This is a genomic window from Mycobacterium sp. SMC-8, from assembly GCF_025263565.1.
In the GTDB taxonomy this organism is placed as follows: Bacteria; Actinomycetota; Actinomycetes; order Mycobacteriales; family Mycobacteriaceae; genus Mycobacterium.
In genome coordinates, this window is sequence record NZ_CP079865.1 from 4,840,724 (window position 1) to 4,862,557 (window position 21,834).

General features: G+C 68.5%; 22 protein-coding genes. 14 read left to right on the forward strand and 8 right to left on the reverse strand.

Features of this window, described 5'->3' with window-relative positions:
• Positions 1-14 precede the first annotated feature (14 nt).
• Complete coding sequence (locus KXD97_RS23300) at positions 15-1,208, reverse strand: ISL3 family transposase (protein WP_260751841.1); 1,194 nt, start codon at positions 1,206-1,208, stop codon at positions 15-17.
• A 421-nt stretch (positions 1,209-1,629) separates the two neighbouring features.
• On the opposite strand from KXD97_RS23300, the gene KXD97_RS23305 reads away from it, so the two are divergent.
• Positions 1,630-2,256: a PaaI family thioesterase gene (locus KXD97_RS23305; RefSeq protein WP_260752749.1), complete on the forward strand. Its 627-nt coding sequence runs from the start codon at positions 1,630-1,632 to the stop codon at positions 2,254-2,256.
• Here KXD97_RS23305 and KXD97_RS23310 read toward each other — a convergent pair.
• On the reverse strand, positions 2,228-4,231 hold the full coding sequence (locus tag KXD97_RS23310) for an FUSC family protein (RefSeq protein WP_260752752.1): 2,004 nt from the start codon (positions 4,229-4,231) through the stop codon (positions 2,228-2,230). The two genes, KXD97_RS23305 and KXD97_RS23310, sit on opposite strands and share 29 nt — an antisense overlap.
• Positions 4,232-4,262: 31 nt before the next feature.
• Between KXD97_RS23310 and KXD97_RS23315 the strand changes: the two genes are divergently transcribed.
• Both KXD97_RS23315 and KXD97_RS23320 read left to right on the forward strand, forming a co-directional pair.
• Positions 4,263-4,982 carry an EthD domain-containing protein gene (locus KXD97_RS23315; protein ID WP_260752754.1) on the forward strand — a complete coding sequence of 240 codons (720 nt, stop codon included), beginning with the start codon at positions 4,263-4,265 and terminating at the stop codon, positions 4,980-4,982.
• Entirely contained in the window at positions 4,979-5,737 is a 759-nt protein-coding gene (locus tag KXD97_RS23320) for an enoyl-CoA hydratase/isomerase family protein (RefSeq protein WP_260752755.1), read from the forward strand. Before KXD97_RS23315 ends, KXD97_RS23320 begins: the two co-directional genes overlap by 4 nt.
• A gap of 3 nt (positions 5,738-5,740) precedes the next feature.
• Here KXD97_RS23320 and KXD97_RS23325 read toward each other — a convergent pair whose 3' ends face one another.
• Both KXD97_RS23325 and KXD97_RS23330 read right to left on the reverse strand, forming a co-directional pair.
• Positions 5,741-5,929, reverse strand: a complete 189-nt coding sequence (locus tag KXD97_RS23325) for a bacterioferritin-associated ferredoxin (protein WP_260752756.1) — start codon at positions 5,927-5,929, stop codon at positions 5,741-5,743.
• A gap of 5 nt (positions 5,930-5,934) precedes the next feature.
• Positions 5,935-6,567, reverse strand: a complete 633-nt coding sequence (locus KXD97_RS23330; protein ID WP_260752757.1) for a fatty-acid--CoA ligase — start codon at positions 6,565-6,567, stop codon at positions 5,935-5,937.
• 242 nt (positions 6,568-6,809) lie between these two features.
• On the opposite strand from KXD97_RS23330, the gene bfr reads away from it, so the two are divergent.
• The 7 genes from bfr to KXD97_RS23365 all read left to right on the forward strand — a co-directional run bounded on the left by bfr (position 6,810) and on the right by KXD97_RS23365 (position 13,311).
• Positions 6,810-7,289 carry a bacterioferritin gene (bfr, locus tag KXD97_RS23335; protein ID WP_260752758.1) on the forward strand — a complete coding sequence of 160 codons (480 nt, stop codon included), beginning with the start codon at positions 6,810-6,812 and terminating at the stop codon, positions 7,287-7,289.
• 109 nt (positions 7,290-7,398) lie between these two features.
• Complete coding sequence (locus KXD97_RS23340; protein ID WP_260752761.1) at positions 7,399-9,453, forward strand: MDR family MFS transporter; 2,055 nt, start codon at positions 7,399-7,401, stop codon at positions 9,451-9,453.
• A 19-nt stretch (positions 9,454-9,472) separates the two neighbouring features.
• Positions 9,473-9,955, forward strand: a complete 483-nt coding sequence (locus KXD97_RS23345) for a carboxymuconolactone decarboxylase family protein (protein ID WP_260752763.1) — start codon at positions 9,473-9,475, stop codon at positions 9,953-9,955.
• A 29-nt stretch (positions 9,956-9,984) separates the two neighbouring features.
• Positions 9,985-11,325, forward strand: coding sequence for a glutamine synthetase family protein (locus tag KXD97_RS23350; RefSeq protein ID WP_260752764.1), 1,341 nt, complete (start codon positions 9,985-9,987; stop codon positions 11,323-11,325).
• Complete coding sequence (locus tag KXD97_RS23355) at positions 11,326-12,438, forward strand: amidohydrolase family protein (RefSeq protein WP_260752766.1); 1,113 nt, start codon at positions 11,326-11,328, stop codon at positions 12,436-12,438.
• Between the two features lie 40 nt (positions 12,439-12,478).
• On the forward strand, positions 12,479-12,835 hold the full coding sequence (locus KXD97_RS23360) for a helix-turn-helix transcriptional regulator (RefSeq protein ID WP_260752767.1): 357 nt from the start codon (positions 12,479-12,481) through the stop codon (positions 12,833-12,835).
• Complete coding sequence (locus tag KXD97_RS23365; protein WP_260752772.1) at positions 12,826-13,311, forward strand: SRPBCC domain-containing protein; 486 nt, start codon at positions 12,826-12,828, stop codon at positions 13,309-13,311. Before KXD97_RS23360 ends, KXD97_RS23365 begins: the two co-directional genes overlap by 10 nt.
• Before the next feature lie 9 nt (positions 13,312-13,320).
• Here KXD97_RS23365 and KXD97_RS23370 read toward each other — a convergent pair whose 3' ends face one another.
• From KXD97_RS23370 to KXD97_RS23380, 3 genes are read right to left on the reverse strand one after another with little or no spacing between them, the layout of a single operon-like run.
• Complete coding sequence (locus KXD97_RS23370; RefSeq protein ID WP_260752773.1) at positions 13,321-15,084, reverse strand: amidohydrolase family protein; 1,764 nt, start codon at positions 15,082-15,084, stop codon at positions 13,321-13,323.
• Positions 15,085-15,094: 10 nt separating this feature from the next.
• Entirely contained in the window at positions 15,095-15,565 is a 471-nt protein-coding gene (locus KXD97_RS23375; RefSeq protein ID WP_260752775.1) for a nuclear transport factor 2 family protein, read from the reverse strand.
• A complete protein-coding gene (locus tag KXD97_RS23380) occupies positions 15,555-17,354 on the reverse strand; it encodes an amidohydrolase family protein (protein WP_260752777.1) in 1,800 nt (599 codons plus the stop codon). The genes KXD97_RS23375 and KXD97_RS23380 overlap by 11 nt, the downstream gene beginning before the upstream one ends.
• Positions 17,355-17,456: 102 nt before the next feature.
• On the opposite strand from KXD97_RS23380, the gene KXD97_RS23385 reads away from it, so the two are divergent.
• The 4 genes from KXD97_RS23385 to KXD97_RS23400 all read left to right on the forward strand — a co-directional run bounded on the left by KXD97_RS23385 (position 17,457) and on the right by KXD97_RS23400 (position 20,534).
• Complete coding sequence (locus tag KXD97_RS23385; RefSeq protein ID WP_260752779.1) at positions 17,457-18,401, forward strand: dienelactone hydrolase family protein; 945 nt, start codon at positions 17,457-17,459, stop codon at positions 18,399-18,401.
• 83 nt (positions 18,402-18,484) lie between these two features.
• Positions 18,485-19,591, forward strand: coding sequence for a glycosyltransferase (locus KXD97_RS23390; RefSeq protein ID WP_260752780.1), 1,107 nt, complete (start codon positions 18,485-18,487; stop codon positions 19,589-19,591).
• 14 nt (positions 19,592-19,605) lie between these two features.
• Positions 19,606-20,004 carry a hypothetical protein gene (locus KXD97_RS23395; RefSeq protein ID WP_260752781.1) on the forward strand — a complete coding sequence of 133 codons (399 nt, stop codon included), beginning with the start codon at positions 19,606-19,608 and terminating at the stop codon, positions 20,002-20,004.
• A 92-nt stretch (positions 20,005-20,096) separates the two neighbouring features.
• On the forward strand, positions 20,097-20,534 hold the full coding sequence (locus tag KXD97_RS23400; protein ID WP_260752784.1) for a hypothetical protein: 438 nt from the start codon (positions 20,097-20,099) through the stop codon (positions 20,532-20,534).
• Here the strand turns inward: KXD97_RS23400 and KXD97_RS23405 are convergent.
• Positions 20,531-21,826: a cytochrome P450 gene (locus KXD97_RS23405; protein ID WP_313901323.1), complete on the reverse strand. Its 1,296-nt coding sequence runs from the start codon at positions 21,824-21,826 to the stop codon at positions 20,531-20,533. The genes KXD97_RS23400 and KXD97_RS23405 overlap by 4 nt on opposite strands.
• Positions 21,827-21,834: the final 8 nt, after the last annotated feature.

Here is a 21,834-nt window from a genome sequence, read left to right on the forward strand (position 1 = left end):
ACTAGTGCGGCTCCTCAGGTTCTCGTGGGTAGCTGGGGGTGGAGTCCGCCGCGGCAGAGGTAGATCATTGAGGCCAGTGTTTGGGCGGAGTGGTGGCCGTATCCGCGGGCGTTGATCAGCCTGGTCGTGGCGTTGATTCCTTCGAGTAGGGCGTTGGATATGCCGAGTTCGATGGCGGCGAGGATCGGCTCGAAGTAGGCCTGAAAGCGTTTGCCGAGCGAGATGAAGACAGGAATGCGGGATCGTTTGGCCGCGGTGATCCAGGCTTTAAGAAGTTGCCGGGCTTGACCGGGTGGATGGTCGTAGCGGTAGAGATCTCGGACCTGTTCTTTCAGTGCCCAGGCCCGTCCGATATGGCGGTTGGTCTTGGCGATGTGGTTGACCAGGTCGCGTTTGGACTCGCTGAGTTTGTCCTCACCAGTGCGCAGCGCCCAACGGCCGGCTTTCCAGTCCGCGGTGCTCATCATGGCGCGGCCGGGGCCGGTGGCCGCGCCGTCATAGACGCGATCGAGAGCTCGGTTGACCCACTGCATCAGGTGGAAGCCGTCGTAGCAGATGACAGCGTCTGGCAGATGCTCGGCGGTGGTGCTGGTGTAAACGCTGGAGAAGTCCATGCTTACTGCCTCGATGCGATCGAGAATTGAATCTGGTTGGCTGGTATAGAAATTGGCTAGTGATTCCTTGCTTCGTCCGGGCTGGATGTCGATGACGGTGCCGGTGTCGTGATCGCCGATGATGGTCAGGTAGCGGTGCGGGTGGCGGTAGCAGACTTCGTCGACACCGATGCGGTAGAGGGTGTCGAGTCGGCGTTGATCGAGGAGTTCGGCGACGCCGCGGTTGATGATGGCGGTGACGGTTTCCCAGGCGCAGCGCATCAGCGTGGCCACCGATGTGCGGTCGGTGCGTTGGGCCAGCCACAGCACCGTGTCTTCGAAGTCGCGGGTGTGGCGGGCACCGGGCCGCGCCCACGGCAGCTCCTCGGTGATCACGCCGCACTCGGGGCAGTCCAGGCGGCGGATCTCGTAGACCAGCCATAGCCGACGATGGGCCAGATCGAGGTGGCGCCAGCGTCGGCGGCGCCGGTCGTAGACCGACCGGAGGCGTTTGCCGCACGGGCAGCTCAGCAGGCGTGCGGTGGGCCGCAGCACCACTTCGACATCTCGGTCGCCGATGCTGACTTCGGTGACGGTGGCTCCGGGAATGGCCAAGAGACGGTTAAATGCAGTACTGACGCGCACGCGAGTCGTCCTAAAGGTTGCGGTTGGTGTGGTAACCCCGAAAACCTAAAGGCCCGACCGCGTGCGCGTCGCCCGTTTCACAGCCGACTCGCCGAACCTCTTACACACCAACCAAAATCGCCGCTGAGCAGCACAAAAGCGCCCACTAGAACACTAGGAGCGCCACACTAGTTCGAAGGTCTGACAAGCGATTTCGTAAAAGTGACCAAAGATGCCGTAGTGACCAAAGAAAAATCTGAGGCGCCGATGCGTGGGTCGGGGACATCCGAGATTGCGTTCACCGCCGGGATCCCAAGGAAGCGACGTCACTCGACGTGCCCGGTGATCGGAGACCTGCTCACCGGACCACCCCCGGCGTGACCCGTTTCTTGACACATGTTCTAGTCGAGGGGTGCTGGAGTACACCCAAGTCGACGGTATGAGCGCCACCGACGTCGCGCGGCTGCGGGCCGTGTACGAACCCATGACCGAATCGGTGCGCGCCCTGATCGACGCGACCATCCGCACCGAGGCCGATGCCGACGCCGTCGTCGCAGCGAAAGCCGAAATCGACTCGGCCACCGCGCGGTTACGTGCGGCACAGCTCGACGGCGCGTTCGGGGTGCAGTACGCCGCCGACGGCACCATGATGCCGTGGGGCAACGCGGTGATCGGCGTGCGCAACCCGAGCGCCCCGCCGGTGGTGATCCGCAAGGATCCCGACGGTTCGGTGCGCAGCGACTTCTACCTCGGCGCCGCCTTCGAAGGCACACCCGGGCACGTGCACGGCGGAGTGTCGGCGATGATCCTCGACCACGTGCTCGGAGACGCGGCCAGTGCGCCCGGCGTGCACCGGCTCACCGGCACCATTTCGGTACGCTACCGGCGGTTGACGCCGCTCGGACGGCTGCGCTGCGAAGCCCGGATCACCCACACCGACGGGTTCAAGACCTACGCGGTAGGCCACATCGCCGACGGCACGGGTGTCACGGTCGAGGCCGAGGCCGTGTTCATCGAACCGAAATGGGCACGGGGCTGACGCTGATCGACGACACGCTGCGGGTGATGGCGCCGATCTCGGCGACCAGCATGCGTGCCGGACCCTCGCCGGCGCCCTGACGCGGCACGGCGTCGCGCAGCCGCTGTTCGGCGACCGCCAGCTCCGCCCCGTCGACCGTCCACGGCGACGCAGCCGTCGGCGGGTCCCCACGCAGCGCCTCGACGTATTCGTCGACGGCGATCACGAAGTCGCGGTCGTCGGTGATCGGGTGCCCGGGCAGCTGTTCTTCCAAGGTTGCGCAGGAACTGGTCACGGTGTTCAACGCGGTGCGGTAGGCGCGCAGCCAGTGCCGCAGTTCGCGGGACTCCATCCGCATCGCCCCGGAGGTCGCCTCGAATGACGCGCGCGCGCGAAACGCTCGCTGCCAGGCGGCTGTCATCGCTTCTCGTGGATTACCGTCGTCGTGTACATAGCCCTTGATCACCGTTGCGGCGTAATCGATCTCGGTTTTCAGCAATTCCCCGGCACGCTGTGAGAGCCGCGTCATGGCATCATCGGGCACCACCACGTGGGCGACCAGTGCCAGCGCCCCGCCGAAGAGAGTGGCCAGCAGCGGGTCGCCCAGCGCCGGAGGCACGTCGGGCCGGCCGGCATCGACGAGGAACATCGCTGCCGCGGCCACCGCGGCGGCCAGCGCGATATAGCCCGAACCCGACAGCACGCAACCCACCCCGATCGCCACCACGGCCAGCGCGGTCCCCATCGCGACCCCGGGGTCGAGGATCAGCAGCACCGTCGACGCGGCGAGGATCCCCACGACCGCGCCCGCCAGCCGGCCCACGGCCCGTGTGTAGGTGTGCGCGGTCTCGGGCCGGAGCACCAGCAGCACGGTCAGCGGAATCCACACGCCGTAGGCACCCTCGGCGTACCGGTCGATCGCGCAGCCGACGGCGACCGCAGCGGACAACCGCACCGCGTGCCGCAACACCTGTGACTGGCGGTCGAAGTGATCGCGCACCGCGGCTACGGCAGAACGCACAGAGGTGCGCAACTCGGGACGACGCAGCCGCACCGCGTCCGGCGCGGACGGCACGAAATCGCCGAGTCGCATCGCCACCGCCTCGTGCAACAGCACCGACAACCGGTGCCCGACTGCCCGTTCGGTGCCGCCGACCGCGGACGCGACGGTGTCGAACCGACCGATGGCCACATCGGCACGTACCCGACCCAATCTGTCGGTGTCGGCCACGGCGGCCAGCGTGTCCGCCGCCTCGGCGAGCGCGAGGTTCAGTGCCTCGGACCGGTCCGGCATGTTCGCCGTGTCGGTCAACACCGCGGCGATGCGTTCGGGCAGGGCGTACCACCCGCGGTAGGACACGGGGCGGCGCTGATGACCGACGGCGGTGAACACGTCGCGCAACAGTGTCAGCGGTGCGGTGTCCACCACCGGCCCCTGCGCGCCGCCGCTGATCGTGCGGGCGTCGGCGGCCAGCGCACGATAGGCGCCGACCAGTACGTCGCGCTGCCTGCGCCAGCGCACCGGCGGCCACAGCGCGATCACCCACACCTGGAGCAGTCCTCCGGCGACGGCCAGCAGCGTCGTGACGAGCGCCGAACCCGGCCCCGCGGCGACCGGCGGGGCCGCCACCACCAGCGCCACCGACGCTGCGCCGATCAGTCCTGCGTTGGCGCCCAGGGTCCACAGCATCGACGCGAAGAAGCACCACAGGGCCGCCACCGCGATGAAGACGGGCGAGAACCCGGCTGTCAGAGTGCCCAGGGCCACCGCCGTCCCCGTCACCGCAGAGACCAGCAGCAGCACCGTGACCCGTCCACGGGGACGGTCCTGCAGCGCGGTCGCGCAGGTGACCGCGGCGGCGCCCACGACAGGGGTCACCGCCCCCGGCGGTCCCCACTGCACGGCCGCCACCGCCACCACCGCGACACACAGCAGGCTGCGCAGCACCGCTGCGAGGTCCGGCATCGCCCACCGCAGCACCAGCCCTCTGATCACGGATCCATTCTGACCCGGCTATGTTCGCCGGGTGGAGAAAGTCATGTTCGCCCTGCGTGGCGCGTCCGGCGACGACGACTGGTGCACCAGGCTCCGCACGGACGTCGCCGAGACCCTGCTCGGGACGGGGGTGCCGGGGCTGACGGTCCACGTCCGGGACGCATCGGTACGGGATTCGCTGATGACGCTGACCACGCTGGATCCGCCGGCGCTGGCGTTCGTCACGCTGTGGACGCAGCAGTATTACGGCGATCAGATCCGCACCGCGACAACGCTGTTGAGTCAGCACTGCGATCTGCTCGCCGCATACCTGGTGACCGAGTCGGTGCCGCTGGCCGCTCCTGCCACCGAGCCGGGCGAGCGCACCCCGGGCCTGGCCAACATCGCGCTGCTGCGCCGGCCCGCCGAGATGGACGAGGCGACGTGGCTGCACCGGTGGCATCGCGATCACACCCAGGTCGCCATCGACACCCAGTCGACGTTCGGCTACACCCAGAACTCGGTGGTGCGGCCCCTCACCGACGGGGCGCCGGCGATTTCGGCGATCGTGGAGGAGCTGTTCCCGATCGAGGCGACCGCGGATCTGCATGCGTTCTTCGGCGCGGCCGACGACGCCGACCTCGACGACCGCATGCGCCGGATGGTGGCCAGCACCACGGCGTTCGGAGCCAACCGGAACGTCGACACGGTGCCGACGAGTCGCTACGTGCTCCGCGACCCGTTCACCGCGGCGGATAGGCTGCGGCCGTGACACTGCAGATCAGCGACGAGAACCGGGTTCGGACCCTGGTCCTGAACCGTCCTGAGGCGCTCAACGCGTTCAATCAGGAACTCTATCTCGCCACCGCGACCGCGCTGCGGGACGCCGACGCCGACCCCGACGTTGCGGTCGTGCTGCTCACCGGCGCGGGGCGGGCGTTCAGCGCGGGCAACGACCTCAAAGAGATGCAGGCGGGTATCGCCGACGGGTCGTTGACCAACGAGGGCAGCCACTTCACCACGATGATCGACGCGCTGACCGAACTGTCCAAACCGCTGATCTGCGCGGTCAACGGCGTCGGGCTGGGCATCGGTGCCACGATCCTCGGCTACGCCGACTTGGTGTTCATGTCGACGACCGCGCGGTTGAAGTGCCCGTTCACCAGCCTCGGCGTCGCACCGGAGGCCGCGTCGTCCTATCTCCTGCCGCAGCTGATCGGCCGGCAGAACGCCGCGTGGCTGCTGCTGTCCTCGGAGTGGGTGGACGCCGCCGAGGCGAAGCAGATGGGGATCGCGTGGAAGGTCTGCGAACCCGAGGAGCTGCTGGCTGACGCTCGCAGGCACGCGGAAATCCTTGCGTCCCGGTCGATTCCGAGTCTGGTCGCCGTCAAGAAGACGATCGTCGCACCGCTGCGCGCCGAGATCGCGGCCGCCACGCAGCGGGAGAACGCGCACTTCCAGGAGCTGCTCGGGGGAGCCGCCAACGCCGCGGCGCTCGCGGACTTCACCGGCCGGCGCAACAGCTGAAAGCTACTGCGCGACCCGCTCCGGCTTCCCGGCGAAGTGCGCCTCGATGATGGCCCGCAGCGTGCGCCTGCAGCGCCCGCAGTCGCCTCCCGCGCCGCACGCCTCGGCGATCTCCTTGGATGTCCGGGCGCCGTTGGCCACGACCTCGCCGACCACGTGACTCGTGGCTCCGGTGCAGAGGCAGACGAACATGACGGCTAACCCGATTCGCCGACGCTCATCAGGTGGGCGAACCGGCCCACGAAGCGGGTCGGATAGGGCCCCATGCCTGCACTGGTCATCCATTCGGCGGCGGCGTCGGGATGCTCGATCCACTGCCTGGCACTGGCCTCGTCGGCGATCTCCTGCAGGATCAGCACCTCGTGACCGTCGTCGAGCGCGCGGTACACCCAGATCTTGCGCACGCCGCCGCTCTTGAAGCGCTCGAGGCCGTCGTGCACCTTGATCATGAGCTGCGAGACATCCTCGACGGAGGACATCACGCCGACGACCACCCGTCCGATCCGGCCCTCGGATTCGGTTCCGTCCATATCGATCTTCTCGACGACCTCACCCCCGAAGATCGGCGGGATGTCGTCGGCGCCGGAGATGTCGAACCATTCGAATATCGCGGTGGAGCGCAGCACATCGCGGATCGAATGAGCGTTTCGAATTCCGATCGTGACGAGCACGCGCCGCGGTTCCCAAATCGATTCATAGACCACCACGTGATGGGCGCCGATCGAGGAAAGTCCGTCGCGGTGCCTTTTCAGCCATTTCCACATACGGTCGAGGTCGTCTACACGAAAATCACAGGCAAGGATGAATGAGTGCAGATCGTACTCACCCATGTGGTTACCCTTACCTCGGAACGGCCGCAGACACTTAGCGCAGTCTAACCTTACTTAGCCTAGGCAGTCCAGATCTCGGCCTCGATCCGAGGCCCGCTCCCGCGCCGGCACGCCGACAACACGTCTCCCACACCGAGGTTCGCGCTCACTCGAAGCGTGAAGTGGACTAAGTTGGAGGTGCTCGCACAACAGCCCGTGCAGATATCGCACGCCTCAGCCCGCTAGGCCTTTAGGAGCAAGTCATGCAAGGCGATCCCGAAGTGCTCAAATTGCTCAACGAACAATTGACGAGCGAATTGACGGCGATCAACCAGTATTTTCTGCATTCCAAGATGCAGGACAATTGGGGCTTCACCGAATTGGCCGAACACACTCGGAAAGAATCATTCGAAGAAATGGTTCACGCCGAGGAGATCACCGACCGCATCCTGCTCCTGGACGGGTTGCCGAATTATCAGCGCCTGTTCTCCCTGCGGGTCGGACAGACGGTGCGGGAGCAGTTCGAGGCCGACCTGGCGATCGAGTACGAGGTGGTGGCCCGACTCAAGCCGGGCATCATCATGTGCCGGGAGAAGGGCGACTCGACCTCGGCGAATCTGTTCGAGAAGATCCTCGCCGACGAGGAACAGCACGTCGACTACCTCGAGACCCAGCTGGAGCTGATGAACAAGCTCGGCGAGGAGCTGTATCTGGCGCAGTGCGTGTCTCGCCCGCCGTCCTGACGGTTCGGCTCCCACACCCGCGGGAATGACACCTGCCGGACAAGCGTAACTTTCATAGCTCATCTAACGATGTCCTATGCGGAGTTCTCGCTCGACCAGAAAGGCAGGCATGGCGTCCCCTGCAGCGCACCCAGAGACCACCGAGCCGGCGGAACCGGCGCCGGTCAGCCCACAGCGCCGCAACGTCATCTTCATCGCGGTGGCGCTCGGCATGCTGCTCGCGGCGCTGGATCAAACGATCGTGGCGACCGCGCTGCCGACCGTGGTCGCCGATCTGGGCGGTGCGGGACATCAGTCCTGGGTGGTCACCAGCTACCTGCTGGCCTCGACGATCGTCACCGCGATCGTCGGCAAGCTCGGTGACATGTTCGGCCGCAAGGTGATCTTCGCCGCGGCCATCCTGTTCTTCCTGACCGGTTCAGTGCTGTGCGGCATCTCCTCGTCGATGGAGATGCTGGTGGCCTCGCGCGCGCTGCAAGGCGTCGGCGGCGGCGCGCTGATGGTCACCGCCGCGGCGCTCATCGGCGAGGTGATCCCGCTGCGCGACCGCGGTCGCTACCAGGGCGCGCTCGGCGCCGTCTTCGGCGTCACCACGGTCATCGGCCCGTTGCTCGGCGGCTATTTCACCGATCACTTGAGCTGGCGCTGGGCGTTCTGGATCAACGTGCCGATCGGGATCGTGGTTCTCCTGGTGGCGCTGACGGCGATCCCGGCGCTGGGCAGGCGCGGCAGGCCCGTCATCGACTACGCCGGCATCGTGCTGATCGGGCTGGGCGCCTCCGGCCTCACACTGGCCACCAGCTGGGGCGGCAGCACCTATGCCTGGTCCTCGCCGACGATCATCGGTCTGTTCGTCGGCTCGGCCGTCGCGCTGGCGTTCTTCGTGCGGGTCGAGATGCGCGCCACCGAGCCGATCCTGCCCATCCGGCTGTTCGCCAGCCCGGTGTTCACCGTGTGCTGCATCCTGTCGTTCATCGTGGGTTTCGCGATGCTCGGAGCGCTGACGTTCCTGCCGACGTTCATGCAGTTCGTCGACGGGGTGTCGGCGACCGAATCCGGCCTGCGCACCCTGCCGATGGTCGGCGGCCTGCTGCTGACCTCGATGGGCAGCGGCGTGCTGGTCAGCCGCACCGGCCGCTACAAGATCTTCCCGGTGGTCGGCACCGCGGTGATGGTGCTGGGCTTCGTGCTGCTGTCGCGGATGGACGCGACGACGCCGATGCTGCAGCAGAGCGCGTACCTGTTCATCCTGGGCACCGGCATCGGCATGTGCATGCAGGTGCTGGTCCTGATCGTGCAGAGCACCGCGAAATTCTCCGATCTCGGTGTCGCCACGTCCGGCGTGACGTTCTTCCGCACCATCGGAAGCTCGTTCGGCGCCGCCATTTTCGGCTCGCTGTTCGCCAACTTCCTGGACGCCCGCATCGCCCCGGCTCTGGCCGCGGGCGGAGCACCGCCCGAAGCAGCGCAGTCGCCGCAGGTGTTGCACCGCCTTCCGGACGCCGTCGCCGCGCCGATCGTGACCGCCTACGCGGACTCGTTGGGCCTGGTCTTCCTGTGCGCTGCGCCCGTCGCGGCGATCGGTTTCTTCGTAGCGCTGACACTCAAGCAGGTGCCGCTGCAGGAGCTCGAGACGTCCGCGGCACTGGACATGGGAGAGGGCTTCGCGATGCCCTCGAGCGGCACTCCCGAAGAGATGCTGGAGACCGCCGTGGCCCGGATGGTGCGCCAGTCACCCGAGATCAGGTTGCGCAGCATCGCGGGCACCCGCGGATGCGAGTCCGACGTGGCGCTGTTGTGGGCGCTGATCCAGATCTACCGGCAGAGCCAGGTGTTCGGCTCGGCGCGACTGAGCGAGATGGCCGAGCGGCTGCGCGTACCGCCGGAGGTGCTCGAGCCGACGTTCGACCGGCTGGTCGCGTCCGGCCACGCGCTGCGCACCGGCGACCAACTGTGGCTGACGCAGTCGGGCGCCCGTCAGGTCGACGCCGCGTCCACGGCGCTGGTCAGCCGGATCGTGGCGAAGCTGGAAAGTTCACCGAGTTTCGAGGGCCGTCCGGACCGCGCCGAGGTGGAGGCCGCGCTGGAGAAGATCGCGCAGCGTCTGCTGGTGCAGCGCGACTGGGACGACGAGCGGACGCAACTCGCCACCGCGGCAAGGTGACCCGGCTACGATGCGGGCCATGAGCCGAATCGGAGATTTCGCCGACGACGACGTGACCGGCTTCGCGGTGAAGTCACCCGAGTTGGGCACCGCGATGGCACAGTTCACCAACGCCGTCTACACCAAGAACCGGTTGCCCATGCGGGTGCGGGAGGCCGCGCGGATCGTGATCGCCTATGCCAACGAGTGCGTGGTGTGCCAGAACACCAGGGACTCCGAGGGCGAGGCCAACGGCATCAGCGAGGAGTTCTACGACTACGCCACGCAGTGGCGCACCTGGCCGGGCTACAGCGATCAGGAGCGCATCGCGATGGAGTATGCGCACCGCTTCGCCACCGATCACACCGGGCTGCGCGACGACGACGACTTCTGGGAGCGGGCCGCGGTCCACTTCGACGACGAGTTGCTCACCGACCTGGCGATCTCCTGCGCCATGTGGGTCGGCATGGGCCGGATGCTGCGCACCCTCGACATCGGTCAGGCCTGCAAGATCACCCTGTAAGGAACCCGGATCGGCTGCAGAATGGCGAGATGGCAGCCAAACCCCTGGCCGCTGCGGCCATCGCCCAGTTAGAGGCCGACGGCGTCGCCACCCTGATCGGCACCGTCGTCAATCCCGCCGGCCTGATCCACGCCAAGACGGTGCCCCTGCGGCGCATGGGATCGTTCGCCGACCCCGGTCTGGGCGCCAGTCCGGTGTGGCACGTGTTCGCCATCGACCAGACCGGCATCGTCTTCAGCGACGCCACCGGCGTCGTCGGCGATCAGCGGATCCGTATCGATCTCGCGGGGTTGCGCATCCTCGGGGACGGATTGGCCTGGGCCCCGGGCTCGTTCTTCGGTCAGGACGGCTCGCCCGATCCGTACTGCACCCGCGGCGCGCTCCACCGGGTGCAGGAGGCCCTTGCCTCGGCCGGGATCGAGGCACTGGTCGGGCATGAGATCGAGTTCGTCCTCGTCGGTCCCGACGGCGCACCGCTGCCCGGGCACCTCTGGGCGCAGTACGGCCTGGCGGGGGTCCTGGAGTTCGAGGGTTTCGTCCGGGACGTGACCGCCGCGGCGACGGCCTCCAGCGTCGGCATCGAGCAGTTCCATCCGGAGTACGGCGTCAACCAGTTCGAGATCTCACTGGCGCCACAGCCGCCGGTCATCGCCGCCGATCAGGTCACGCTGATGCGCATCATCGTGGGCCGGATCGCCAGAAAGTACGGCATGCGCGCGAGCCTGTCCCCGGTGCCCTTCGCGGGTAGCGTGGGAAATGGTGCGCACCAGCACTTTTCGCTGAGTCGTGAAGATGGGCCGATGTTCTCCGGTGGCGACGGACCCGCCGGCATGACGGCCGAGGGCGCCTCGGCCGTGGCCGGTGTGCTCGCCGGGCTTACGGACGCCCAGGGTGTGCTGGGCGGCTCGGTGTTGTCCGGAATGCGGATGCAGCCGGGACACTGGGCGGGCGCCTACGCGTGCTGGGGAACCGAGAACCGGGAGGCCGCGGTGCGGTTCCTGACCGGCGGGGAGGCCAACCCGTACGGCGCCAACGTCGAGGTCAAGATCATCGATCCGTCGGCGAACCCGTACCTGGCTTCGGCGGCGATCCTGGGGCTGGCACTCGACGGCATCGAGCGCGGCCTCACCCTGCCCGGGGAGGTGACCGTCGACCCGTCCAGCCTGGCCGATGACGCGGGTGTGGCCCTGCTGCCCACCGACCAGCCCGAGATCCTCGACGCGCTCGACGGTTCGGCGCGGATGCGCGCCATCCTGGGCGACGCGGTGGTCGATGCCGTCGTCGCGGTGCGGCGCTACGAACAGCGCAACTACGGGCAGCGCAGCGCCGACGAGCTCGCCGACAAGTTCCGGCTCGCCTGGAGCGTGTAGGTGACGGCACTGGTTGAGCACGCCGCGACCGTCCGGCTCGTCGACCACCATGTGCACGGCTGCCGGCTCCGATCCGGCGACCGGTCGTGGTTCGAGAACGCCCTCAACGAGGCGAACACCGAGCCGGTGGCGGCGTTCGACTCCGCGTTCGACACCCAGCTTGGCTTCGCGGTGCGCGCGCACTGCGCGCCGTTGCTCGGGCTCGACCGGCACGCCGATGCCGACGTGTACTGGGCGGCACGCTGCGCATTGCCTGAAGATGTTCTGGCGCAACGGTTCCTACGTGCGGCTGGGGTGTCGGATTGGCTGGTGGACACCGGGTTCGCCGGCGGGGTGGCCGATCTGTCAGAGCTGGGCGCCCTCGGCGCCGGGCGGGTGCACGAGATCGTGCGGTTGGAGACGGTCGCCGAGCAGGCCGCCGCAGCGCCGGGGGATTACGCCGCCGCGTTCGACGAGCTCCTCTGGCAGCAGACCGCAACCGCGGTGGGCACCAAGTCGATCCTGGCCTACCGCGGCGGCTTCCTGGGCGAGCTGTCCGACCCGTCCCCGGCGGAGGTGGCCGACGCGGCCGCCCGCTGGCGCGACGCGGGCGGGACCCGGCTGACGGATCGGGTGCTGTTGCGCTTCGGACTGCACCGGGCGCTGCGACTGGGCAAGCCGCTGCAGTTCCACGTCGGGCTCGGCGACCGCGACTGTGATCTGCACGCCGCCAACCCCGTTCACCTGCTGGACTTTCTGCGAGTCAGCGGGGACACGCCGGTGATGTTGCTGCACTGCTACCCGTATGAACGGGAGGCCGGTTACCTGGCGCAGGCGTTCAACAACGTCTACCTCGACGGCGGATTGTCGATCAACCATCTCGGCGCCCGCTCGGCGGCGTTCGTGGCCCGGCTGCTGGAGCTGGCGCCGTTCCGCAAGATCCTGTACTCGTCGGACGGGTTCGGTCCGGCCGAACTGCACTTCCTCGGCGCCCTGCTGTGGCGCGACGGAATCGCCGCGGTCCTGCAGTCTTTCGTCGACGCTGACGAGTGGAGCCAGAGCGACGCGATCCGGGTGGTCGACTTGATCGCGCACCGCAACGCCGAGCGTGTGTACCACCTGGACCGGCGCTGACCCTTGACAACATACAACCACTCGGTTGTATGTTGTAGGCGTGATCGACCTGGACGACGACCGGACCGACGCGCTGTTCCACGCGCTGGCCGACCGCACCCGCCGCGACATTCTGCGCCGGGTGCTGGCGGGGGAGCACTCGGTCTCGTCGCTGGCGTCCAACTACGACATGAGCTTCGCCGCGGTGCAGAAGCACGTCGCCGTACTGGGTAAGGCCGGTCTGATCACCAAGCGGCGCAACGGCCGTGAACAGTTGGCCAGTGGGGACGTCACCGCCGTACGGTCGGTGGCGTCTCTGCTGGTCGAGTTGGAACAGATCTGGCGCGGGCGCGTCGCACGCATCGACGAACTCGTCGCCGCCGACCCGGAAAAGCAGGAGGAACCACCATGCCCGTGACCGACGTCCACCACGACCTCGACACCGCGACGCTGACCATCATCGCCGACTTCGCGGCGCCCGTGGAACGGATCTGGCAGATCTACGCCGATCCGCGTCAGCTCGAAAAGATCTGGGGTCCACCGGAATACCCCGCGACGGTGGTCGACCACGACCTGCGCCCCGGAGGTCGCGTCACCTACTTCATGACCGGCCCGGAGGGCGACAAGCACGCCGGGTACTGGCACGTCACGGCGGTCGACGCGCCCAACCGGTTCGAGTTCGACGACGGGTTCGCCGATCTGAACTTCGATCCGAACCCCGATCTGCCGGTGTCGAAAAACGTGTTCACCTTCACTGCCCATGACGGCGGGACCCGGTCGACGTTCGTGAGCACCTACGCGTCCGTCGAAGCGCTGCAGCAGGTGCTCGACATGGGTGTGATCGAGGGCGCCTCGTCGGCGATCAACCAGATCGACGGCCTGCTCGCCGGCTGACCGCAGAACTCAGCGCACCCCGCGGATGAGCCTGCCCGGCCGGGCGCCGGTGTCGACGCCGTGGCGCCGGGTCACCACGCCGCTGACCACGGTCGCGTCGTACCCCGAGGCGCCCTGGATCAGGCGGCGGCCACCGGCGGGCAGGTCGTAGACCATCCGCGGCACGTCCAGCCGCAGTGCGTCCATGTCGATGACGTTGAGGTCGGCCTTCTTACCGGTCGCGATCACCCCGCGGTCGGACAGCCCGAACAGCGTTGCAGTGTCCAAGGTCTGCTTGCGCACCACGTATTCGAGCGAGAACTTGGGGCCGCGGTGGCGGTCCCGGGCCCAGTGGGTGAGCAGGAACGTGGGGTAGGAGGCGTCGCAGATCAGGCCGCAGTGGGCGCCGCCGTCGGACAACCCCGAGACCGCAGCCGGGCTCTGCATCATCTGATGGATCGCGCTGTGGTCGCCCTCGGCGTAGTTGAAGAACGGCAGCATCAGCATCGCCCCGGCGTCGGCCTCGAGCATCAGGTCGTACATCGTCTCCAGCGGGTTCTGGCCACGGGCCGCCGCGATGGCCGCCACCGTCCTGTCCGGCGTCGGTTCATAGTCCGGGGGATCGCCGATGGCGTAGATGCAGTCGGTGCTGTACTGCGCCAGCGCGAACAGACCGTCGAGCAGGGCACCGGGCGTCGGAGGCAGATCCTCCTCGGCGAGGATTGCCGCCTTGACCGCCGGGTCGGCCAGCCGCGCCGCGAGTTCGTCGCGGGCCGACCCTGCCGACACCGCACGGAACGTGGGCCGGTGGGTGAAGGCGTGGTAGCCGGGAAAGCCCAGCAGCATGCCGAACGGCCGCGCCGCGAACTGTGCATAGAGTTCGACGCCGTTCTCGTGAGCCTTCTCGGCCCGGTCGAGCTGCTGACGCCACAGATCCGGTGCGTGGGAGGCCTGGATCAGCGTGAACGACACCGGCCGGTCGATGTCCTCGGAAAGCTTTGCCATCCATTCCATCTCACGCATGCACGCGTCGGCCGGACTCTCGCCTGCGGTGCCCTGCGGTGCCACCTCGAAGACCGCCCGGCCACCGGCGGCCATGGCACGACCCAGCCCGAACAGCTCGGCCTCGGCGGCGTAGGTACCCGGCACGGCCTGGCCGTCGACCGCGCGGTGCGCCTCGGTGCGCGAGGTCGAGAAGCCCAGCGCGCCGGCCTCGATCGCGTCCTGCACGATGCGCGCCATCGCTGCGATGTCGTCGGCGGTGGCTTCCTCGTTGTTGGCCCCGCGCTCACCCATCGCGTAGCCGCGGACCGCGCCGTGCGCAATCTGGGTTCCGTAATCGACTGCCAGAGTGCGTTTCTCGATCGCGTCAAGGTATTCGGGAAAGCTCTCCCACCGCCAGGTGATGCCTTCGGCCAGCGCGGACCCCGGGATGTCCTCCACACCTTCCATCAGTTCGATGAGCCACTGCTCGCGGCCGGGACGCACCGGCGCGAACCCGACGCCGCAGTTGCCGCTGACGACCGTGGTGACGCCGTGGCGGCTCGACGGCTCCAGCGTCTCGTCCCAGCTGACCTGCCCGTCGTAGTGGGTGTGCACGTCGACGAAGCCCGGTGCGACGATACGTCCCGTCGCATCGATCTCGTGTGCTGCTCCGGTCTGCAACCCCGGGTGGTCACCGTCGCGGCGGCGCACCTCGACGATCACGCCGTCCTTGACGCCGATGTCGGCTCGGAACCGGTCGGCGCCCGTGCCGTCCACGACCGTGCCGCCGGTGATCTTCAGATCCAGCATCGATCGCCCCTCACACCAGTCCGGTCGCGTCGAAGACCCACGACATGTCCGCCTCGGCGAAGTCCGCCAACCAGCTCGGCGGGGCATGGTCGGCCAGCGCGGCCATGTCCCAGTAGTCCTTCCACAGCGTGATCGCACCGTCCTGCACGCGGTGCACGCTGACGAACTTCAACAGCGCGAATTCTCCTGTGGCCCAATGCCACTCTTCGCTGTGCTCGTACATCACGTCGACGCCGTCGCTGACCATCAGCCCGGGGAAGTTCCGGTAGGCCGCCAGCGGCTCGATGCCGATCTTCAGCCGTTTGACGATGTCCTCGGGGCCGCGGGCGGCCGCGGCCGGGCCGACCGGCACGTCGAGATAGATACACCCGGGGGCGAGGAAGGTCTTGAGCGCATCCCAATCGCGATCCGACAGCGCGGCCCACATGCCGTGCACGGTGGCTTCGACCTCTGCGGTGCGCGCCGCCTGGTCAACCGGCATGCGCCAGCGCCTCTTCCTGTGCGGCCGGTGCGGGCGCCCTGTGCGCTGCGCGCAGGAACCGCCCCGTGCGCCGGGTACCGACCAGGGCGGTGGCTTCACTGTTGAGGAACACCGCGCGGCCCCCGACGAATAGGGCGTTGACGGTGTCGTCGTTGCGGTTCACCATCCGCGACAGCCCGCCGTACTGCGCGACCGGCTCCTCGGCATAACGGTCCAGCGTGTCGTCGAGCTTCGCGGGATCGACGATCACCACGTCGGCACGGTCCCCGAGGCGCAGGTGGCCGGCGTCGATGCGGTACCAGTCGGCGAGTTCACCGGTGAGCCGGTGCACCGCCTGCTCGACGGTCATGAACGGCCGTCCGGTCCGCTCGGCGTCGTGGACGTGACGAAGCAGTCGCAGTCCCATGTTGTAGAACGCCATGTTGCGCAGATGCGCGCCCGCGTCCGAGAAGCCCATCTGGATACCGCCGTCGGCGGCGAGCTTCTTGAGCATCTCCGGCCGGTGATTCGAGATCGTGGTGCGCCACCGCAGCGCCTTGCCGTGCTCGAGCACGAGGTCGAGAAACGCGTCCACCGGGTGCAGGCCGCCGCGGTCACGTCCCACGTCGCCGAACGACTTGCCGACCACCGACGCGTCGGGGCAGGCGACGATCTCGGCGTCGAAGAAGTCGCGGTGCCATACCCGCATGCCGAACTTCGCGTCGTAGTCCTTGCGGAACCGGCGGCGGTAGGCCTCGTCGCGCAGCAGCGCGTTGCGCTCCACCTCGTCGGCGAGGTGCAGCGCCGCCGCACCCGACCCGAACTCCTCGAAGATGACCAGGTCGATGCCGTCGGCATACACCTCGAACGGCACCGGCAGGTGTTGCCAACGGAAATTGCCGCCCAGCCGGTTCACCAGCCGGGCAAGGGGTCCGAGCGTCTTGACCGCCACCGGGTTGGACTTGATGTCGGCCGCCGAGAGCAGGCTCGTCTTGAGCGGGTTGCCGAACAGGCCGAGGGACTGGAAGACCTGCGAGCCCACGTTGACCGGGTTCGTGATGTCCGGTCCGGCCTGCAGCACCCGGCCGGACCGGCGCAGCAGCGATTTCAGCCGGCGCAGTTCGCGGGCGCTGGCATAGGTGGACGGAAGTGTGCGCGACCGGCACACCTGGCCGTCGAGCTTGTCGAAAAGCAGTTGCTGCGAAGACATCCCGACGAACCCCGCACGCAGCGCCTCGGTGAGCATCTGCTCCATCCGTAGCTGTTCACCACTGGTCGGCCGTTCGTCCTTGCGGGTGGCCCGGTCCAACCCCATGACCGCCGTGCGCATGTCGGAATGCCCGAGAAACGCCGCGACATTCGGGCCGAGCGGACGCGATTCCAGTGCCGCGATGTACTCCTCACCGCTCGACCAGTTCTTGTTGCGGTCCACCGCGTCGATCACGTGCTCGCGGGGGATCGCCTCGACCCGGCCGAAGATGTCGCCTGCGTCCACGCCGTCGACGTACACGGTGGACAGCGAGCACGATCCGAGCATCACGGTGGTGACACCGTGCCGCAGCGACTCTGACAGGGCCGGCCCGTCGAGCACCTCGATGTCGTAGTGGGTGTGGATGTCGATCAACCCGGGCAGCACCCACTTGCCGGCCGCATCGATCACCTGCGGGCACCCTGTCTCGTCGAGGTCGTCCTCGCTGATGGCGGCGACGTGCCCGGCCCGGATGCCGAGGGTGCGCACCGCCGAGGGCGCACCGGTGCCATCGAACCACCGGCCGTTGCGGATGATCGTGTCGTAAGTCACAACGCTCATCGAACAGCCCCCGCAGACGGGTGTCAACGAAATCGGTGAACAGAATTTTCCGAGTGTCTACTCGCGGTCGCCGAGCTGGCCGAAAGCGCATAATCAGGGCTTGTGACGCCTCTGCAGCGCTACATCGCCGAAGAGATCGCGACCGACCACGTGGACGGTCTGATGTCCCGACGCGAGGCGATGCGCCGGCTGGCACTGCTGGGGGTGAGCGCCGCGGCGGCCTCGGCGCTGATCGCGGCGTGCGGGGAGAACAGACAGGAGGCCGAGAGCGCGGCGGCGCCCCCCGAGTCCGGCACGCCCCCGGCCACCCCGCCGCCCGGCATGGACCGGGCCCTGCCCACCACGCCGGTCACCTGGGCCGGCCCGCGCGGGGAACTGCAAGGGGCCTGGGCGCCGGTCGGAGGGGACCAGGCGACGGCATCTGACACCACGCCCGGCGCCCGCGGCGGCATCCTGGTCATCCACGAGAACAAGGGGCTCAACGACTGGGTGCGCTCGGTGGCGGGTCGGCTCGCCGGGGCCGGCTATTCCAGCCTGGCCATCGACCTGCTCTCGGAGCAGGGTGGCACCGCGACCTTCGCCGATCCGGCCGAGGCCACCGCCGCGCTGGGCAACCGGCCACCCGAGGACATGGTGGCCGATCTGAAATCCGGGATCGCCGAGGTGGCGCGCCGCACCCCCGGGAAGAACACGGCCGTGATCGGCTTCTGCATGGGAGGTGGGCTGGTGTGGCGACTGCTCGCTGCCGGCTCACCCGAACTGGCGGCGGCCTTTCCGTTCTACGGGCCCACACCTGACAATCCGGACTTCGCCGGGTCGAAAGGCGTGGCCGTTCTGGGCTTCTACGGCGAACTCGACCAGCGCGTCAACGCCACCGAACCGGTCGCCGCTGCCGCGCTGCAGAAGGCCGGCCTGGTTCACGAGCTCGTCACCGAACCGGGCGCCAACCACGCCTTCTTCAACGACACCGGTGACCGCTACGATCCGGCCGCCGCAGCCGACGCCTGGTCACGCACCCTGGACTGGCTGGCCGCCCACGTCGGCTAGCGGCACCGGCACGACACCGCCTGTTCGGCCCGCGGCCGACCTGGCGTTGCTCCCCGAACACCCGTACACGCTCTGATGCAGCCATGCGGGTGGTCCAGGTGGCGAACTTCTACGGTCCACGATCCGGGGGGCTGCGCACCGCGGTGGATCGGCTCGGCGCCGAATACCGCGCGGCCGGGCACACGGTGTTCCTCGTGGTGCCCGGACCCCGGCCGGACCACACCGTCCTGCCCTCCGGTGTGGTCCGAATCGGCGTGCCCGCGCGACTGATCCCCGCCACCGGCGGCTACCGCGCGGTTCACCCGCGGCCGGTGGTCGAGCTGCTGGAGCGGCTGCGACCCGACGCTCTGGAGGTGTCGGACCGGTTGACCCTCAGGTCGCTGGGCACGTGGGGGCGCGGGCGCGGCGTGTCGACAGTGATGATCTCTCACGAACGCCTGGACCGTCTTGTCGGGCAGGCACTTCCGGGCGCTGTCGCGCGGGCGGTGGCCGATGTCGCCAACCGGCGCACCGCGGCCGGTTACGACGCCGTCGTCTGCACGACGGCGTTCGCGCGGGAGGAGTTCGACAGGATCGGCGCGACCAATGTGGTGACGGTGCCGCTGGGCGTCGACCTCGACCAGTTCCACCCGCGCCGGCGCTGCGCCCAGACCCGGCGTCGCTGGGCAGCGCCCGACGAGCTGCTGCTGGTGCACTGCGGACGGTTGTCGGTCGAGAAACAACCACACCGCAGCGTCGACGCTGTTGCCGCGCTGAGGAATTCGGGCGTAAATGCCAGACTCGTGGTGGTCGGCGAGGGGCCGCTGCGCGCCCGGCTGCAGCGCAGGGCGGCTCGACTGCCGGTCGAGTTCGCCGGGTTCATCGGCTGCCGCGACACCGTTGCGACGATCATGGCCAGCGCCGACGTCGCCCTGGCTCCCGGGCCGCACGAGACGTTCGGCCTTGCCGCGCTCGAAGCGCTGGCGTGCGGCACGCCCGCAGTGGTGTCCCGCACCTCGGCGCTGGCCGAGATCCTCACCCACGACAGCGGCGCCACCGCCGACAACCACGCCGACGCGATCGCCGCCGCCGTGGGCACCGTGCTGACCCGCCCCGAGCACCTTCGCAGGCACAGCGCACGACGGCGCGCCGAACACTTCACCTGGCCCCGAGCAGCCGCCGGAATGCTGACCGCTCTCGGCGCCGGGTGACCTACGATCCATAGATGTTCCGGACGTTCGCAGCGCTGGCCGCCACCGCGTCGCTGCTTGGATCGACGGTGGCCTCCGCCGCCGCGCAACCCGCTCCGGTCTCTGCCTGCGCCTATGAGCTCAGCTCCCCGGCCGTGGTGAACGTCTCCGGCACCGACATGGTGGCCGCCGCCCTGACAATCGGGGCCTGCGACGGCGCAGTCACCTACGCCACCACCGTCTGTATCCAGATGCAGGGCGACGCCGGACCCGGGCAGTGCGCGCGGGGCTTCGGCCTCGTCCCCGCGCAGGTGTTCTTCCAGCCCTATCGACCGGGGCTCACCTACACCGCCACCGGCCGCGGGTGCGCGTCGAAGGGCAATCCGCCGCAGCAGCACTGCCAGGAGAGCGGTCCGCTCACCGCCACCCTCTGAGCCGGCCCCCGGTTTAGCGCCGGCACCGCCCGGGCACCCGACGAATCAACGGGGCCGTCAGTCGCGGCGTCCCGCGAGCTAAGGAGCCGGGCATGGACACCAACAACGTCGTCTGGATCGTGATTGCCGCCGTGATCGCGATCATCGTCATCGGGGTCATCGTCTTTCTGGCGCGCAAGACCCGAAACCGGCGCCGCGCCGAGGAAGCCGACCGCATCCGCGAGGAGGTCCACCACGACAGCAGGCGTGTGCAGCGGCAGGCCTCGATCGTGGAAGAGACGGAGGCCAAGGCCCGTGCCGCCAAGGCCGAGGCCGAGGCGAAGGCCGCCGAGGCGGCGCGTCTGGCCGACACGGCCGCCAGCCGACGCGACGCGTTGAGCCACTCGCAGGAGCACCTGGACGCTCGCCGCGAGCACGCCGACCAGCTGGACCCGCGGAACACCTCGAACGACAAACTCGACGACACCGCGCGCGATGGAAAGCACTCCGGGACCGCCCAGCAGATGCACCCGGACGTGCGCGGCCGCTAACGGCGCCAGGAAACCGGCAGCCGCTTGATGCCGTGGATGAAGGCCGAGTGCAACCGGTCCGGTTCCGCCACGGCGTGGATGTCGGGCACCATCCGGTGTAGTTCCTCGAATGCGACCGTGATCTCGCGGCGCGCGAGATTGGCGCCCAGACAGAAGTGGGCTCCGCCGCCGCCGAAACCCACATGCGGATTCGGGTTCCTGCCGACGTCGAACAGCCACGGATCCGCGAACTTGGCCTCGTCCCGGTTCGCGGATCCGTACCACAGCGAGACCTTGTCTCCCGCGGCGATTTTCACGTTCCCCATGTCGACGTCGCGGGTGGCGGTGCGCCGCATATAGGCCACGGGGGAGGCCCACCGGACGATCTCCTCTACGGCGGTGGGCGCCATACCGGCGTAATCGGACCACCACCGGTCGCGCTGCTCGGGATAGCGGCTCAGCGCGAGCACGCCGTGGCTGATCGCGTTGCGGGTGGTTTCGTTGCCGGCCACGACCAGCAGGATGAAGAACGACGCGACCTCGGCGGAGGTCAACCGCTCACCGTCGAGCTCGGCGCGGACCAGACTGGTGGTCAGGTCGTCGCCGGGACGGTCCCGGCGATCGTCGGCGAGGGCCGTCGCGTAAGCCCCGATATCCATTGCGACGGAGACGAACTCGTCGAAGTCGGTGGCGATGTCGGGGTCGCCGAACCCGAGGATCACGTTGGTCCAGTGGAAGACCTTCTGGTGGTCCTTCTCGGGGATGCCCATCATGTCGCAGATGATCTGCAGCGGTAGCGGCCCGGCCAGTTCGGCGACGATATCGCCCCGGCCGTCGGGATGGGCGGCCACCATGTCCTCGACGAGGCTGCGGGCCCGCTGCCGCACCGAGTCCTCGATCAGGGCCAGCACTCGCGGGGTGAACGCGCTGCGCACGATGTTGCGCAGCCGGGTGTGGCGGGGGTCATCCATCGCGATCATCGAGCCGAAATACTCGGCCAGCTCAGGGGTTTGATCGCCGACGGTGATCCCCAACGCGGAACTGAAGATCTCCGGATGCCTGCTGGCGAAGAAGACGTCCTCGTGTCGGGTCAGCGCCCAATGTCCGGCGACTTCGGAGTCGGTGTCGACCACGTAGGCGGAGTGGAACGAGATCGGCGCCTCGCGGCGCAGCGTCGCGAACGCGCCGTCGCGGTAGTCGTCGTCAAGACCCCAGAAATCCCATGACCCCAGATCGATGTCGGCCAGCGGCACCGGGGGCGGTGCCACCCCGTTCGGCCGGATGACCGCCGCGTCGTCGATGCCCAGGCCCATACGGCCCC